The following is a 15,455-nucleotide window of genomic DNA, read 5'->3' on the forward strand; positions in this document are numbered from 1 at the left end:
CTGAGATCTTCTTTATCAGGTGAGTCCGGCGATCGGTTCACCTTCATAGATAAAGTGGGGACGGTCGACATCATCGTGCCAGTAGGTAGTTTGCGGAAGTCCTAACGCGCGGTAAATGGTCGCGGCAAAGTTTTCCGGTTTCTGTGGTTGATCAATGGGGAAGCCACCGATCTTATCCGTCGTTCCAATCACACGCCCCCCTTTCACACCGCCGCCGGCAAAAAAGACCGACTGCGTCGCCCCCCAGTGGTCACGGCCCGGGCGAGCATAAACTTTCGCCAGTTGAGAAATCTTGGGAGTTCGACCAAACTCGCTGCACATTACCACCAGCGTATCTTTCAGTCGGCCGCTCGTCTCCAGGTCATCCAGCAAAGCGGAGACAGCCCGGTCGGTTGGCGGCAGCAGTTTCTCTTTCAGATGCGGGAAGATATTGCCATGCGTATCCCATGATTCATTATTTCCCAGGTTGACCTGAACCAGATTGACTCCGGTTTCTACCAATCTTCTTGCCATCAACAGAGACCAGCCAAATGAATTCTTGCCGTAACGTTCCTGAACTTTATCATCCGCATGGGTCACATCCATTGCGTAATGGACTTTGTCGTCATTGAGCAATGAAATGGCAGCACTGCGATACCGGTCAAAACTTTCAACCTGACCGGCGATATCGAGCACTTCGCGCTGCTTCCCCAGTTCCTTAAGTAAACCGATCCGATTGCCCATGCGTTTCTGAGTCATGCCCTGCGAGAGTTTCAAATGTGGAGTCTGGAATACCCGGTTGTCGCTGCCTCCACGTTGCTGATGGTCGAATGCATACTCCGGAAACGCACCATAGGACTGCACATGAAATGGTGAGGCTTCGATAAACCAGGGATCTCTGTTGGAACCCATTCTGCCAGCGAACTGTCCCGGAACAACTCGCCCGCTGCGATGGACGATTTTGTCCGGAAGCACGATGGCCGGCGGCAGATTCGTGCGTGGCCGAATGACATCACCGGCAATGGCGGCAATCGAAGGGTGATCGGTACTCATCGGTCTGCTGGGATTGAAACCGACAGGCACATCTGAACGACCGGTCAACATGATATGATGGCCCATTGAATGCTCATTCGTACCATGCGTAAGTGTTCGACAGACCGACCAGAGATGACTGCGTTTCGCCAGCATCGGCAGATGTTCTGAAACATGCAGACCGGGTATTTTTGTCGAAATCGGGTTAAATTCTCCGCGGACTTCGGCACTCGCCTCCGGTTTCATATCGAAACTTTCATGCTGCGAAAGTCCACCCGAGAGAAAGATAAAGATACATGACTTCGCAGTTTGAAACTTGGTGGGGGCTGCTGCTTCCGCGCGGAGTGCATCCAGATGGTTGATTCCAAAACCAAGCAGACTGATTGAACCAACTTCCAATGCCGTACGTCGCGACATGGCAGGGTGGCTGACAGAAGTATTCGCAGGCATCATGACTCTCCTGAATACAAGAGACGAAACTGTGTAGCGTAAGCAGTTATCTTAACATACCTTATATATTCACATCAATATAATCTAATGCGATACTGAGTAAAAGTCCAATTACTATAAAGTGTCACACAGAACTGTGTATTTTTTCACTGCACTGATTCTGGCGACTGCAAAGAAAGTTGTTTTTTTTCAGGGCCTGATTGACTGTAATTTCCGCAGAATGAGATCAAATCAGGAAATCGCGCTTCAAAATATGATTGACGATCGACGATACCGTAGATATGCTTTTCGCTAACTGATTCCCTCCCCGTTCGCCAGGTGGTGACCGCGTGTGGCTCGCTGAAGGAAGTCACGTTGAAAATTAAAATTACTGTTTTCTTCTAAAGACCTGTATTGGAATCCGGGTCTGATTCTCAAGGATGATGTGGGCTCTGTTTGCGCCCCCAACGCGCACCGTGATGCGCACAGGAGAAAATCATGAACCAGTATTTAACTGAACGACAACAGAAAATTCTGGACTATATTACCCGAGAAATTGATCGATCGGGTATCGCCCCCAATACGGAACAGATTGCTTCCGAATTTGAAATCCCCTCGCTTAATCGGGTCACTCAATACCTGCACGCCCTGGAAGGCAAAGGTTGGATTACCTGCAACGCCTCACCTCAAGGCGGAATTGCTCTGGTGGAAAACGGCAACTCTTACCGTCTGGCTGTCTGTGGCGATGTTGAAGGCCGCCGGGTCGCGTTCAAAAAAAGCTCCTGAGAGCAAAAAAAGATTCGTGCTACTCCCTGTCTGGAAAAGCCAGGACCGGGCCTGAATTCATTATGAAGGGTATAATAAAGCAGGTCGCCAATAATTTCTTAATTTTCCTTTCATTTAAGCCGATTCTTCTATTCAAACCCTTCCCATGAGTGTACGCTTATGGGACAGAAAATCCCTGTACAGCCTCGAGTTAAAAACTGTTTCATCTTATTCGGAAGGCTCTGACTTAGATGCTCAGAATTGAAGATCAATCGATACGTTTATGTGACCGGATGCCACGCCGTTCTTTCATGCAGATTGGCGGCCTTGCCATGGGCGGACTCTCTCTGCCTCAGATTTTGAAAGCGCAGGAAGAAAGCGGAAAACGATCTTCTCATAAAGCAGTCATCATGATCTTCCTGGCAGGTGGTCCTCCGCATCAGGATATGTTCGATTTAAAACCGGATGCACCCGATGAAATTCGGGGCGAATTTAAACCGATCAACACCAACGTGCCCGGGATTCAAATCAGCGAACTGATGCCACGCGTAGCTGGTATGATGGATAAGTTTTCGATTATCCGCTCACTGGTTGGCGCGGAAGGCCGTCACGATTCATTCGAGTGCTGTACCGGCCATCATTTCCGCAGCGCACAGCCACAGGGTGGCTGGCCTTCTGTTGGCTCGGCAATCTCCAAAGTCAAAGGACCGGTACACCCTACCGTACCCGCTTACATCGACCTGTCACACACGATGGCACACAATCCCTGGAACATTAAAGGTTCCGGGTTCCTGGGGCTGGAACATGCACCGTTCCGACCGGACGGTGATGTGATGCAGAACATGACACTCAACTCCATTTCGAATTCCCGGCTCAATGAACGTGCCAGCCTGTTGAATAACCTGGATCGCTTCCGGCGGGTTTCTGAGACAAAACTGACTGATGGCACATACGATGGCTACACGAAGCAGGCTCTGGAAGTTCTTTCCTCATCCCGACTGGTCGAAGCGTTGAACCTCGAAAATGAGGATCCCCAAGTCAGAGCCCGTTATGGGAAAGACGACCCTAAAGTTCTGAAGTACCCGCTGGATATGGGATACCAGGCGATCATGTCCCGTTTTCTGCTGGCACGCCGGGCAGTCGAAGCAGGGGCACGTTGCGTGACCTGCAGCTTCGCCCATTTCGACTGGCACGGCAATAATTTTGGTCATGCCCGCAGCGTGATCCCTCTGCTCGACCAGGGAGTCGCCGCTCTCGTGGAAGACCTGCATGAGCGTGGCATGGACAAAGACGTCACCGTTCTGGTCTGGGGTGAATTTGGACGTACGCCTAAAATCAATAAAAATGCCGGTCGCGACCATTGGCCGCGTGTGCACGCTGCCCTGATGGCCGGCGGTGGCATGAAAACCGGTCAGGTGATCGGCTCAACCAACCGTCTGGGTGAAGAAGCGGTCGACCGCCCCGTACATATGCAGGAAGTCTTTGCGACCCTGTATCACAACCTGGGCATCGATGTCGCCTCGACAACCATCGAAGACAACAACGGCCGTCCCCAGTACCTGATCGACGAACAGACACCGATCCGCGAACTGGTGTAGCCCCGCAAGAACATAAACCAGGACTTTCTTAGAATAAGCTCCACGATAAATCAGACCGCAGATGAATCATCTCCCCAGACTGTTTCACGGCATTCCGGATAATTAGCGCAGCCCCAGAACGATTGTCCTTTCTTCATCCCTTTAGATGCGATTCTCTGAACCATGGGAATCTGACATTTAGGACAAAATCGCTCACCATTCAGAACCCTGGGAGTACGGGGCACCGTTTTCTTACTCTGCAGACTCGATCTAATTATCTCTGACAGTTCTGAAACATTGTATCCTCTGGTGGCAGGCACATGTAAGATTGGTAAACCGGCAGCAGCAAAAACCTGATCGACAAACTGATCCCGTTCCTGCCTTTTTTTCTTTGCATGACTGGCATCATCTAATTCGATACCGAGAAGTGGTTGCATTGTTTTTGAATCACATAACAGAAAGTCGACATGCTTGCGATCAATTTTATTACGGTATCCCTGATTCTCGTTTGGCCTGGAAACAAAAAACACATCTGACAGATTGACCTTGCTGCAGACTGTATATTCACCCCGAATGGATTGCAGCAGAACATGATAAAACGATAACTCTGCGGGTGAAAGAAAGTTATCCCTTAAATGAAAAGGCAGCGTTTTATCCGTTGGTATTCTTCCCAGGTCGATACCAACCAGTTTCAAAAGAACAGCTAAACAACCAACAGGTTCTGTCGTTTTTTTCTTTGACATTTGAGCACAATGATCTACAGGAAACTAGTCAATGCCGATAAGAGAAATCATTCGGTAAGTTCAGGTCACAGCCGTAACCCCCCCCCCAGTCGATACAAAAAACAAGTGTATCAATCTATTCATCAGGGGACAAAATTGGTTGTTTCTCTGCCATCGGCTGTTCCCAGTTCCAGGTAAACCCGAGAACTCATATTCTCGCTGAGAAAGTGCACGGAGCCATCTGCGAAACCAAAGTGAGCGCCCCCGGTGTGATCGCTGCCGGCAGACTGGTAGAAGTTGTTATTAAACCCACCTGCTGTTCCCCCCGAGATTCCGGTATCGAACATGTTTGCGACGCCACCCGCGGCCCAGCTGTCCTGACTGGTATTAGGCGCCGAAGGACCATGAAGTTTCTGTACTTCACCACTCATAATTGTGTTCGACGCGCCATCATCGATATCACGAAGCGCCGTATCACTGTTCACGTAAAACATCCCCAGAAACCCCTGGCTCCCCCCACCAAATGTTCCAATTAACGAATCTGTCCTGTGTGTCAGATGGATGAGATCTCCATCGGCCCAGCCGTTTCCGCCTCCGATACAGACACCGTAATCAGAGCCTCCTTTGGCAAAACGATTGGAGGGGGGCGTACTGGTCCCCGGATTTTCTCCAATCATAATTTTCTCATCTACTTTACGGACTTTATTCCGCCGCGTCGGGCAATAGAAAACGGGAATATCATTTTCGGCAGCAGACCGGTTCCCGATTACATTCGTACTAAAGTTCCATTGATTGTAGATGTTGGCCTGATCTACCAGGGGGAGAATCTGCACCATCCAGCTCGTGCCGTGCAGGCCGACCCCACTGGTATTTCCAGCGTCTCCCCAGACATTGTATGCAGAGGAAGTTGCCGTTGTTGCAATGGCCCCGGGAGGAAACACACCATGAATTTCATGATAATTGTGCAGCGCCAGGCTGATCTGTTTCATATTATTTTTGCAGGTGCTGCGTCGGGCAGCTTCCCGCGCCTGTTGCACCGCGGGTAACAGCAGTGCAATCAATATGGCGATAATGGCAATCACCACCAGCAACTCAATCAACGTAAACCCTGACTTTCTGTTCCGATAGCGCATCAGAGAGCCCTTTATTAGATAATAGAAATGAAGATAAAATGATATAAATAATCTAGAGCGAATCACATTCAATTATAGCTTCTCTCAAACTATTAACTCTGTCTTAATCGACCTGTAGACGCCACAGTCAACCTGGGCACAGGCTAAATCAAACCGCACTCTATAGCGGAAGCAGCCACAGAGTGCGATCAATTAATTGATCTCTGAATCACTGGTACGACTCTATTTTGAAGTCAAATCGAAATTGAATTCATTTGCTCCGGGTTTCACATCTGCCGTCAACTCTGTCTCAGAGTTATATCTCTCCGGTATGACTTCTTTCTCATTGACCAACTTACTCACGACAACCTTATGAGGGCCTATTGCAGCTCCTTTTTCATCTCGAATGTAAACTAGATCATATTTTCCTTCGCTGTCTGTCATGGAAGAAGAAGCACGCACTTTTTCAGGCATGAAAGTCACACTGGCATCAGTCAGCGGGGCACCATCCAGAGTAATCTTACCAGTCACCTGTCCTAATTCTGGTGGAGCGATGCCTCCTCCACCACACGCGGTGAGAAACACGATAAACAGGAAACAGATAACAGCCTTACAAAGCGCTCGCATTGGTTGCATACTCAATGAATCCTTAGCTAAATAATACTGGTGGCATCCCCATATTCTCCAAAACACAGAGAACTCAATCAGCCCTCTGTGTTTTGTGAATCTGCCCGGTACGACGAAGACCCGTCACATTTTACTGGAGTATTTCTCGGACAATTACCGGCACTTCCAGTACTCCGGAGGCGCCGGGGAAAAGTGGTGAGAGGCTGGTTAGAACTCGCCAACGACCGATCCCTGGTCGGCATTGCCCAGACGCTGGAACGTTGTTGCATCGATATTCTCGGAAATGAAACGAACTGCGCCATCTCCCATCCCAAAATGCGCACCTCCAGTATGATCACTGCCCGGTCCCTGGAAAAAATTCCCATTGATCCCCTTGCTCCCGGCATCGGTATCGAACAAGGTACTCACACCACCGGCGGCCCAACCATCGTTACTCCGGGTCGTTGTCCAGCCACTGCTGGTTAATCGTTGCATTTCTCCAGTCATGATGGTGGTTGTCGTTCCATCTTTGATATCCCGAATTTGAGTATCGCTGTTCGCGTAAAAAATACCCAGCTCACCACCACTCAAATACCCACTCCAATCGGAATCTAATAAATTATGTCCAGGCGAAGTATCTCCAAAGCCGTTTCCAGAACCAATACAGGCACCATAGTCAGTCCCACCCTTGGTAAAACCGTTGACTGGTGATGTTGCGGAAGGGTTTTCCCCCAGCTGAAGTCTCAGTTCGTTCTTGCGAATTTTGCTGCGTCGTGACGGACAGTAAAAACCGGGAATATCCACTTCCGCCTGCGTACGGTTTCCAATGACATTGGTATTAAAATTCCATTTATTGTAAATGTTAGACTGATCGACAAACGGCAGGATCATGAGCATCCAGCTGGTGCCATGCAACCCAGTTCCCGTTGTGTTACCAGCCTCAAGCCATGGTGTCCATTGGGTACTGGTACCTGATCCAGAAGCGATTGCTGTCACGATGGCACCGGGAGGAAATACCCGATGCGTTTCATGATAATTATGTAAAGCCAACCCCATCTGCTTTAGATTGTTTTTGCAGGTACTTCTTCTGGCAGCTTCACGTGCCTGTTGTACGGCTGGTAACAGTAAAGCGATCAAGATCGCGATGATGGCAATCACAACCAGTAACTCAATGAGGGTAAACCCCGCTTTGTTTCGACAACCTCTTTCGTTTTTCATATTACACTCCGTAGGAATAGAAAAGAATAAAAAATGAAACATCATATCTGCCTGAATTACGGACAAATGTGTGATGCCAATGCCGATGGAAAAACCTTATGTCTGCGCTGGATTCCGCAAATTAAAACGAACTCACAATAATGATGGAAAATCAACAGTCCGAATGGCCTGAAATAGAGAACTTCCTGGAATTGAAAATTACAGAAGCCGGAATATGTTCACTTATTTAAACAACCATTTTTTGATTTGTCAAAATAAATCGTGACAACAATTCTTAAACCATTACCAAATTTCAACTTAATAAACATAAATAACTATTGATTCAGGATAATTTTCCCTCGAACAGTACTAAACACCTTTCAATAATCAGACGACGTAATACTCGAATATCAAAAAGTTTATGTTAATTTTGGAAGAGCAGCACTCGAGCACGTCGAATCTTTTGTTCACATATATTGTATTTCCGCAGAAACTTTCAAATTTTCTGCGCTGAAAGCAGCTGCAGAAATCGCTGTTGGATTCTTAAATGTCCATACCAGACACCGACCTGTTTCATGCATGAATAGATGCACTTATCAGGTTCTTAACTCCTCAACCTGCTTCGCGGGTTATAATCGGGACGTTGATCATCCGTTGGACAACACCTAAAGTGAGTCTGAACAACTGATTAATTCAGTTATCTGGAATATTTGATTTCTGTTACCGCCACCCGGAAAAGGAACGCTTTATCATGCTGACGCGTATACTCCCTGTTGTTACTGCTCTACTGCTCATTGGTTCGTCAACTGGTTTTTCGGAAGACTGGCCTCAATGGCTCGGGCCGGACCGTTCCAGTCAGTGGCAGGCGGATGGAATTGTCGATGTCTTTCCTGAATCCGGTTTGCAAGTGGAATGGCGCACTCCCGTGGGACTGGGCTACAGTGGCCCTGCCGTAGCCAACGACAGGGTGTATGTGATGGACTACCAGAAAAAGTCCGGGAAGGTTCAGAATAACCCGGGTGGTGCTTCCAGCCTGGAAGGCGCAGAACGCGTCCTCTGCCTGTCCGCTGATACGGGAAAGGTGATCTGGGAATATAAATACGATCGCCCTTACGAGATTTCGTATGCAGCGGGTCCACGCTGTACTCCCACGGTCGCAGATGGCAAGGTTTATGCCTTGGGAGCTGAAGGGAATCTGACCTGCCTGGACGCTGAAACTGGCAAGCTCATCTGGAAAAAAGACTTTCAGTCAGATTACCAGGCCAAAACTCCATTCTGGGGTCACGCTGCGAGCCCGCTCGTTGATGGCGATACGTTATACTGCCTGGTGGGCGGGAAAGATTCCATCGCCGTCGCTTTCAATAAAAATACCGGCGAAGAACTCTGGCGCTCACTGGATAATGCAGAAACCGGGTACTGCCCTCCGACCATGATCACACATCAGGGCACGAAACAGCTGCTCATCTGGCATCCGGGATCGTTAAACTCATTGAATCCCAAAACCGGTCAAGTTTACTGGTCACTCCCCCTCCAACCCGGATATGGAATGTCGGTCACTGTCCCCCGGCAACAGGGAGATTATCTGTATGTCTCTGCCATTGGTGACGAAGCTGCCTGGATCAAACTATCGGGAAACACAAAACCTGCTGCGGAAGTTGTCTGGAAAGGAAAACCGCGATCCGCTCTGTTCTGCTGCAACAGCACTCCCTACATTGAAGGTGACACCGTGTATGGCAGCGATATTCAGTCGGGAGACTTTGTCGCCGTCAATCTGAAGGATGGCAGTCGTCGCTGGTCAACTAAAGAAGTCACGAACGCAGGCCGCCGTGATCGTCATGCGACGGCTTTTATTGTGAAACACGACGAGCACTTTTTCCTGTTCACGGAAAAAGGGGATTTGATCCTCGCTGACCTCACCCCGGAAGGTTATAAAGAAATCAGTCGTTTCCATGTCCTGGAACCAACAAACGAAGCCTTCGGCCGTTCCGTCGTCTGGAGCCACCCGGCGTTTGCCAACCAGTCGCTGTTCGCCCGCAATGACAAGGAACTGGTTCGCGTCAATCTCAAGAAATAAACCGGATGCCGTGTACCTCCCTCTGGTCAGGCAGACACCATGACCAGAGGGTTTTCGCGATCGGGTTTCAGTTAAAATCTTAGTCTGCCAGAATTTTGATGTCTGGTTTTACAGCTTCAGTCGTGACGGCAGATTCCAATGCGGGATAGAGTTCGGTATCGGGATAAAAAGCATACCAGGCAAACCACAGGGCATACATCCAGTTGAGCCCTGACTCTGCTTTTACCACGCGCAATGATTTTGCTTCGGGATGATAGGCCAGTGTGAATTTTTTGCCTTCAAGTTCCTCTTCCCACTCGGTCGCCTCCGTCAGATGTTGATAAGCGGTTACCGGATATGCCCGCTTCTGATCTCCCACCCAGATCCCAAGCAGAGGTGTTTTTTTCGGAAGTCGGAGATCCTGTCTGTTGACCTCAAACATCAGGCTGTCATTGCTCAGGTATTCTTTGTAAGCCGTCGACTGATACTCAAATGGAAACCCGGTCTCCGGAGAAAGAACCTTTGTATCGGGGTAGCGCTGTTTCCAGTCTTGCCAGTCTGTCAATTCGACAGGCAGATGCATCAGCGTTTCCTGTACCCGCGGACCACAGATAGCCTGAGACATCATTTGTGACCAGAGCCCATCCGTCTCCCCCGATCCGGTACGGTCATACAACAGCTGATTACTGTTGAAAAGATAACCAGAGATCCCGAACTCAATCTTTCCGCCTGTTCCCTGGCCGTTATATACCGCCAGCGAATCACTCAAAGGGCAATAGGTCACGATAAACGGAGTCTCTCCAATCTGGTCGTTCACCACTTCATGCCAATCCAGGATCTTCAGTGGGTAGGCCCGGGCTTCGCCTTCCAGACAGACTCCCGCCACGCGATCATGTGGTTTCATAAATGTGGCATCTTTGTTCTGGATAAAGTCAGGGGTTGTTAAAGCGGGAATACCATCTTTGGGAATCCGTGCATTGACAATTTCGTGGTTCGGCAACATCAGGCCCTGCACATTGAACTCCGGTTTATTCGTCAACGCCGCCACCGGGCGATTATGCCAGAACGACAGAAAATAAACCTGATTGACCCACGCGTACCAGCCGGCAAATAACAGACCTGAAACAGCAATCAGCAGTAATGCTGGCTGTGATGGTTTATCACTGGCAGGAGCTGCCGGGAAAGAAGTATTTGACGGATCCTGAACCGTCACCTCCTCACTCAGATGAGAGGAATCCATAACAGGCGCTTTCTTATGTAGATCGACTGCATATCTCGAGGCCCGACATACAATCAAATAAGCTCATTCAGAGTGAAAGTAGAAAAACGCAGCGAAGAACTTCGCAATAGAAACTTACTGAAGCCTAAACCATACAGAAATGCCATGAGTTTGGGTAAGGTTTTTTATTTTTTTTTGTGAAGAGTTCGTTTGGAAAGTTAACTTACCAGACTCAGAACAGCGGCCCATGAGTTGGTCAGACAGAAGCTCTGAACCGATAAAAAAGTCTCCCTGGTGCGCACCGACTGAGCCTCTAAAACCCGCTCGCCAGCTTAATTCGATTCCCTCTCTGGTACTTTCCAGACCGTCACTCCAAGGTGATATCCCACGTGTTGTGGTGACTCACTGGAATACCAGGCCGTCACGATTTCGCCGTTTTCCTTCTGGATACTGGATGGGTAACCGCAGTCCCCGCCATCCGCTGTGTGTGAGATCCGGATCGGTTCACTCCAGGTTTGCCCCTCATCGCTGCTGAGCTTCGCACTCACGCCCCGCCGCCCGTTGACACGGATGCCATAGCTGAGCAGCAGGCGGCCATCTTTCAGCCGCGTCAGATGTCCGTTAATCTCATTGCGACCGGTCACCGGTTGCGGTTTCTGCCAGGTCACGCCATTATCATTGCTGCGAATCAGTTCCATTTTGTCGATGCGGGCTGCCGCCAGCCAGTTTTTTTCTCCCAGGTAAAACAGATCGGTTTCATTGTGCGCAGGACCAATCACAGAAACCACACTCCAGGTCCGTCCATCATCCTCACTCTTCAAGTGCGATGATTTCCAGCCTTTCGTTTTGGTGGACTGGCTGGGATCTTTAAACTGGCCCTGGTAGCAGGAGACATGGAGCGCGCCATCAGAGCCGGCCCAGATGTCACCGAAAGGAATGTATTCCGACCAGCCCGCTTCTGCTGCCGGGAAGTCTTCCGATTTCGTCCAGCTGCGCCCCCCATCGCTCGACCGCAGCACCCAGCTGCGCAGAATCGCATCCCGAAAGACTGTCTGCTTGGGACGCTCCGGCTGTTTGAGATTACTCCAGCCGGAACAGAGTACAATCAGATCGCCATTCTTCGCCAGTCCCGTCGCATGATTCATCCGCACCGTATTCGGCTCATGCTCTGTGACAGTGCTGCGTTTCTCCCAGTTCACTCCATCAGGGCTCGCCCAGCAGTCGATGTCTCCCTCCTGCTGTCCGTGGCTGGGCTGGTTGTGAAACACTGCGATAATCGTTCCGTCAGGCAGCAGTGTCAGATTGGGCCAGGCACAGACGTTTTCCACAGCGACCACCTGTTTGAGAACATGCGGTTCTTCTGCGGACAGTTCTACAGGGCTTAAGGCAGCCAACACAACGACAACAATACACAACATGAAGATACGCATGATGACACCTGACAAGCTTTCCATGATCAGAAACGGTACCGAAAAAGAACAATGAACGATTCATAATACAGAAAAGAATGATTTCGCGTCCATCTTTTTTTTAACGTAACACCGGCAGTCGATCTTTCAGCTTAGAGAGCAGCGAAGATTCTCTGTCTGCCTGCACCGGTTCACCAACCTTTGCGCGAAGCGGGCACTGACGACACATCACCAGGATATAAGCCGAGGGAATATAATAGAGGGCCAAGAGCGTGGCACCGCCGACGCCCCCGGCAATCGTGATCGCCAGCGGTGGCCAAAACCCGCCTCCGGCAATCACCAGCGGTGCAAAGCCGGCTACCGTAGTGAGCGACGTGGCGACCACATGTCGTGTCGATCGCAGCACAACGTCGCGGACGACGACTCGATTCCCTTTGCGGGCTTCAGGATTCGCACGCAACTCGGCCAGCACCACGATGGCGTCGTTAATCGCAACGCCCGCCAGTCCCATCGAACCGACAATCGCCATGAAGCCAAAGGGAAAACCAAATAACCACAACATCCCCAGCCCCAGACCAATCGAAAGAATCCCGACCGTCCCCACCAGCGCCGCCACGCGAAACGAAGCAAAAGACAGCACCAGGGTCGCCACCATCAGGACCATCAACACGCCGACATTCGCCAGCAGATTTCCGACTGCGTCATCGCGTTTGGATGCTTCGCCCCCCCATTCCAGACGATAGCCCGGGGGAAGTTCAAAGCCCGCCTGCTTCAATTTTGACTGGAATTCTGCCAGTGCTTCAGCGGGCAGTACACCTGCCTTCAGATACGCCTGCACTTCATTCATCCGCTCACCATTGAAGTGAGAAATGGCGGCCACTTCCGACGACATTTTCACTTCCGCAATCGCCGTCAAGGGCACAAACTGTGGCTGACCGTCTTCTGTTATTTTACGGGAGATCAGTTGCAGCGATGCAATATCGTTGACCGAAGCCCGTCGCGCCTGTGGTACGCGAATTCGTACTGGCAGTTCTTCTGTCTCTTCAAGGATACTTCCCCCCAGCGAACCTTCCAGAGCCGCATTTAACTGATTCGAGATTTCCGCATGATCCAGCCCCGCCAGTCGTGCCTGTTCTTCGTCGATCTTCAATGTCAGTTTTGGCAGGGGATCCGCCAGTTCCGCTTTATGATGCAGTACATTCGTCGTGCGACTTAATATCGTCCGCAGCTCATCTCCACTCTGACTGAGCTGATGCAGGTCAGGTCCGAACAGCCGTACCTCGATCGGCGCATCGAAGGGAGGCCCCTGCTCCAGTTGCCGCACCAGGACACGCGAATGTGGCACCTTGCGATCCAGTTCCCGCTGCAGTTCATGAATCAGGGCTTCGCCTCCCTCGGCTGTATTGAGCTGCACGAGTGCCTGGGCATAGTTGGAAGCGTTTTCCCGTTTGGCAACGATGTTGTAATAAAACTGGGGTGCACTTTCACCCAGAAACCATTCAATCCCCTTCACCTGCGGATGTTCGAGTACCACCTGTCGAATCGATTCGATCGTCTGCCGGGTCTCAGCCAGTGAAGCATGGGCATTCAGTTCCAGTTCAATATTTACCTGATCGCGGTCAGCTGGCGGGAAAAACTGCTCGGGCAGCGAACCAGCGACGATAAACCCGCTAATAGGCAACAGGCATCCCAGTGCCACGCCCAGCACGGGACGAGCAAACAGATAATCCAGCGATTTCTGATACCAGTCACGCAGACCAGCATGGCTGAACCCCACCTGCCACCAGTGAGCGTGTTCGAGATCTTCATTCGCATCAGCAAACAGAGCTGCAATGGCGGGAATCACTGTCATCGCCAGGAAGAAGGAACTGCAGATCGCCAGAATCACGCTGATGGCGATCGAGCCGACAAACTCACCTGCGGGTCCGGGCATCAATGCGATCGGCGCAAAAGCGAGTACCGTCGTTAAAGTGGACCCCAATAACGGAACTGCCAGATGTCTTACGGTTGAAATCACGGCATCCTCAGGAGCCATCCCCATATGCAATTTGGCCCTGACTTCATCGACCACGACAATCGCATTATCAATCAGTAATCCCAGGGCAATGATCAACCCGGTAACTGACATCTGATGAATGGGGATGTCCATAAAGCGCAGTCCTGCCAGTACCATAAACGCGGATAACGGTAACGCGGTTCCTACCACCAGCGCATTTCGCCAGCCCATCATGAAGACGATAACCACGATCACCGCGATTCCGCCCAGCACCAGGTTCCAGACAAGACCGCTGAGACGCGCCTCGACATAGCGGTTCTGATCGAACAGCGTCTGCACGCTGACATCATCTGCCAGCGACTGTTCGAACTCAGCCAGTGCCACTTTTGCTGCATGGCTCCAATGATCAATCCGCACATTATCCCGCACAAACATTCCTAACGTGACCGCAGGCTTACCGTCGGCAATTACCAGACTACTCAATGGCAAAGCCACTCCCTTATGAATGGTCGCAATATCCCCTAATTGCACGGAATGGCCTTCCGAACCGAACTGGACAGGTGTATTAGCAATTCGTGACAGACTATCCAGTTCGGAGTCGACATCAATCAGCAAATCACTTTTCACGCCACGCAACTGGCCAGCAGTTAACTTGGCATCCGACGATTCCACCTGCTGCGCGATCTGTTTCACACTCAAACCCAGCGAAGCAATCTTATCGGGCTGGACTTCGACCACAATCTCTTCATCCGGATCGCCAAACGTATCAATATCCTCGGTATCGGAAATCGCCCGCAGTCGGTCTTCCAACTGCTTGGCTGAACGACGCAGCACAGCATAATTCACATGATTGGGATTGTCCCACACCAGTGCCACAATCAACGCGTAGGCTTTGACTTCCAGCTCTTCAAAATCCGGTTCTTGGGCACCGGCTGGGAATTCCACCCGGGCATCATCAATTTTATCCCGGATCCGCGACCAGACTTCGTCAACTTCGTAGACATCATCGCGGAGCTCAATCGTCATTGAGGACATCCCACTGCGGGAAATGGTCCTCAGTTCTTTGATCTCATCAATTTCCCGCAGTTCTTCTTCCAGCTTTTCAGAGACCAGCGATTCCACACGGGTGGCGTCTGCGCCCGGGAAACGCGTATTGACCCGCGCGACGCGTTGCGTCAGCACGGGATCTTCCATCCGAGGCAGCACATAGTAACTGGAAAGACCCGCGACGGTAATCAGCGCCATCAGCAGGATGAGTAACCGCCTGTTTCGGTAAAATAATCCTTCCAGCATAGTTTGATTCCCCATTGTTTTCTGAAAGGTCTGATGTTTACCCGATCAACGCTGAACGATTGATTT

11 protein-coding genes are annotated in these 15,455 nt (G+C 50.5%); 3 read left to right on the top strand and 8 right to left on the bottom strand.

The window, feature by feature from the left end:
• Positions 1 to 15 precede the first annotated feature (15 nt).
• Positions 16 to 1,464 (bottom strand): DUF1501 domain-containing protein, encoded by a 1,449-nt coding sequence (locus GmarT_RS16250; RefSeq protein ID WP_149302969.1) that lies wholly within the window; start codon positions 1,462 to 1,464, stop codon positions 16 to 18.
• A 474-nt stretch (positions 1,465 to 1,938) separates the two neighbouring features.
• On the opposite strand from GmarT_RS16250, the gene GmarT_RS16255 reads away from it, so the two are divergent.
• Together GmarT_RS16255 and GmarT_RS16260 are read left to right on the top strand one after the other, a co-directional pair.
• Positions 1,939 to 2,226, top strand: a complete 288-nt coding sequence (locus GmarT_RS16255) for a LexA family protein (RefSeq protein WP_002647511.1) — start codon at positions 1,939 to 1,941, stop codon at positions 2,224 to 2,226.
• 230 nt (positions 2,227 to 2,456) lie between these two features.
• Positions 2,457 to 3,803: a DUF1501 domain-containing protein gene (locus GmarT_RS16260; protein WP_044238823.1), complete on the top strand. Its 1,347-nt coding sequence runs from the start codon at positions 2,457 to 2,459 to the stop codon at positions 3,801 to 3,803.
• Between the two features lie 50 nt (positions 3,804 to 3,853).
• Here GmarT_RS16260 and GmarT_RS16265 read toward each other — a convergent pair whose 3' ends face one another.
• The 4 genes from GmarT_RS16265 to GmarT_RS16280 all read right to left on the bottom strand — a co-directional run bounded on the left by GmarT_RS16265 (position 3,854) and on the right by GmarT_RS16280 (position 7,440).
• Complete coding sequence (locus GmarT_RS16265) at positions 3,854 to 4,525, bottom strand: DUF2726 domain-containing protein (protein WP_044238821.1); 672 nt, start codon at positions 4,523 to 4,525, stop codon at positions 3,854 to 3,856.
• A 122-nt stretch (positions 4,526 to 4,647) separates the two neighbouring features.
• The gene (locus GmarT_RS16270) at positions 4,648 to 5,637 is read right to left on the bottom strand and encodes a DUF1559 domain-containing protein (RefSeq protein WP_044238818.1); all 990 of its coding nucleotides are present in this window, start codon (positions 5,635 to 5,637) and stop codon (positions 4,648 to 4,650) included.
• Positions 5,638 to 5,859: 222 nt separating this feature from the next.
• Positions 5,860 to 6,252 carry a hypothetical protein gene (locus GmarT_RS16275; protein WP_063825441.1) on the bottom strand — a complete coding sequence of 131 codons (393 nt, stop codon included), beginning with the start codon at positions 6,250 to 6,252 and terminating at the stop codon, positions 5,860 to 5,862.
• Between the two features lie 198 nt (positions 6,253 to 6,450).
• Positions 6,451 to 7,440 carry a DUF1559 domain-containing protein gene (locus tag GmarT_RS16280; RefSeq protein ID WP_002647506.1) on the bottom strand — a complete coding sequence of 330 codons (990 nt, stop codon included), beginning with the start codon at positions 7,438 to 7,440 and terminating at the stop codon, positions 6,451 to 6,453.
• Between the two features lie 730 nt (positions 7,441 to 8,170).
• Between GmarT_RS16280 and GmarT_RS16285 the strand changes: the two genes are divergently transcribed.
• The gene (locus GmarT_RS16285) at positions 8,171 to 9,493 is read left to right on the top strand and encodes a PQQ-binding-like beta-propeller repeat protein (RefSeq protein WP_002647503.1); all 1,323 of its coding nucleotides are present in this window, start codon (positions 8,171 to 8,173) and stop codon (positions 9,491 to 9,493) included.
• A gap of 79 nt (positions 9,494 to 9,572) precedes the next feature.
• Here the strand turns inward: GmarT_RS16285 and GmarT_RS16290 are convergent, their stop codons facing one another.
• The 3 genes from GmarT_RS16290 to GmarT_RS16300 form a co-directional block, all read right to left on the bottom strand.
• Positions 9,573 to 10,712: a DUF3179 domain-containing protein gene (locus GmarT_RS16290; protein WP_002647502.1), complete on the bottom strand. Its 1,140-nt coding sequence runs from the start codon at positions 10,710 to 10,712 to the stop codon at positions 9,573 to 9,575.
• Positions 10,713 to 11,023: 311 nt separating this feature from the next.
• Complete coding sequence (locus tag GmarT_RS16295) at positions 11,024 to 12,121, bottom strand: sialidase family protein (protein WP_044238814.1); 1,098 nt, start codon at positions 12,119 to 12,121, stop codon at positions 11,024 to 11,026.
• 100 nt (positions 12,122 to 12,221) lie between these two features.
• On the bottom strand, positions 12,222 to 15,389 hold the full coding sequence (locus GmarT_RS16300; protein WP_002647500.1) for an efflux RND transporter permease subunit: 3,168 nt from the start codon (positions 15,387 to 15,389) through the stop codon (positions 12,222 to 12,224).
• Between the last annotated feature and the right edge of the window lie 66 nt (positions 15,390 to 15,455).

It is taken from the genome of Gimesia maris (assembly GCF_008298035.1).
GTDB classification, from domain to species: domain Bacteria; phylum Planctomycetota; class Planctomycetia; order Planctomycetales; family Planctomycetaceae; genus Gimesia; species Gimesia maris.

Bases quoted from the DNA above. Each gene is read 5' to 3' on its own strand.
- GmarT_RS16250 (WP_149302969.1), bottom strand. From the start codon at position 1,464: ATGATGCCTGCGAATACTTCTGTCAGCCACCCTGCCATGTCGCGACGT.
- GmarT_RS16255 (WP_002647511.1), top strand. From the start codon at position 1,939: ATGAACCAGTATTTAACTGAACGACAACAGAAAATTCTGGACTATATT.
- GmarT_RS16260 (WP_044238823.1), top strand. From the start codon at position 2,457: ATGCTCAGAATTGAAGATCAATCGATACGTTTATGTGACCGGATGCCA.
- GmarT_RS16265 (WP_044238821.1), bottom strand. From the start codon at position 4,525: ATGTCAAAGAAAAAAACGACAGAACCTGTTGGTTGTTTAGCTGTTCTT.
- GmarT_RS16270 (WP_044238818.1), bottom strand. From the start codon at position 5,637: ATGCGCTATCGGAACAGAAAGTCAGGGTTTACGTTGATTGAGTTGCTG.
- GmarT_RS16275 (WP_063825441.1), bottom strand. From the start codon at position 6,252: ATGCAACCAATGCGAGCGCTTTGTAAGGCTGTTATCTGTTTCCTGTTT.
- GmarT_RS16280 (WP_002647506.1), bottom strand. From the start codon at position 7,440: ATGAAAAACGAAAGAGGTTGTCGAAACAAAGCGGGGTTTACCCTCATT.
- GmarT_RS16285 (WP_002647503.1), top strand. From the start codon at position 8,171: ATGCTGACGCGTATACTCCCTGTTGTTACTGCTCTACTGCTCATTGGT.
- GmarT_RS16290 (WP_002647502.1), bottom strand. From the start codon at position 10,712: ATGGATTCCTCTCATCTGAGTGAGGAGGTGACGGTTCAGGATCCGTCA.
- GmarT_RS16295 (WP_044238814.1), bottom strand. From the start codon at position 12,121: ATGCGTATCTTCATGTTGTGTATTGTTGTCGTTGTGTTGGCTGCCTTA.
- GmarT_RS16300 (WP_002647500.1), bottom strand. From the start codon at position 15,389: ATGCTGGAAGGATTATTTTACCGAAACAGGCGGTTACTCATCCTGCTG.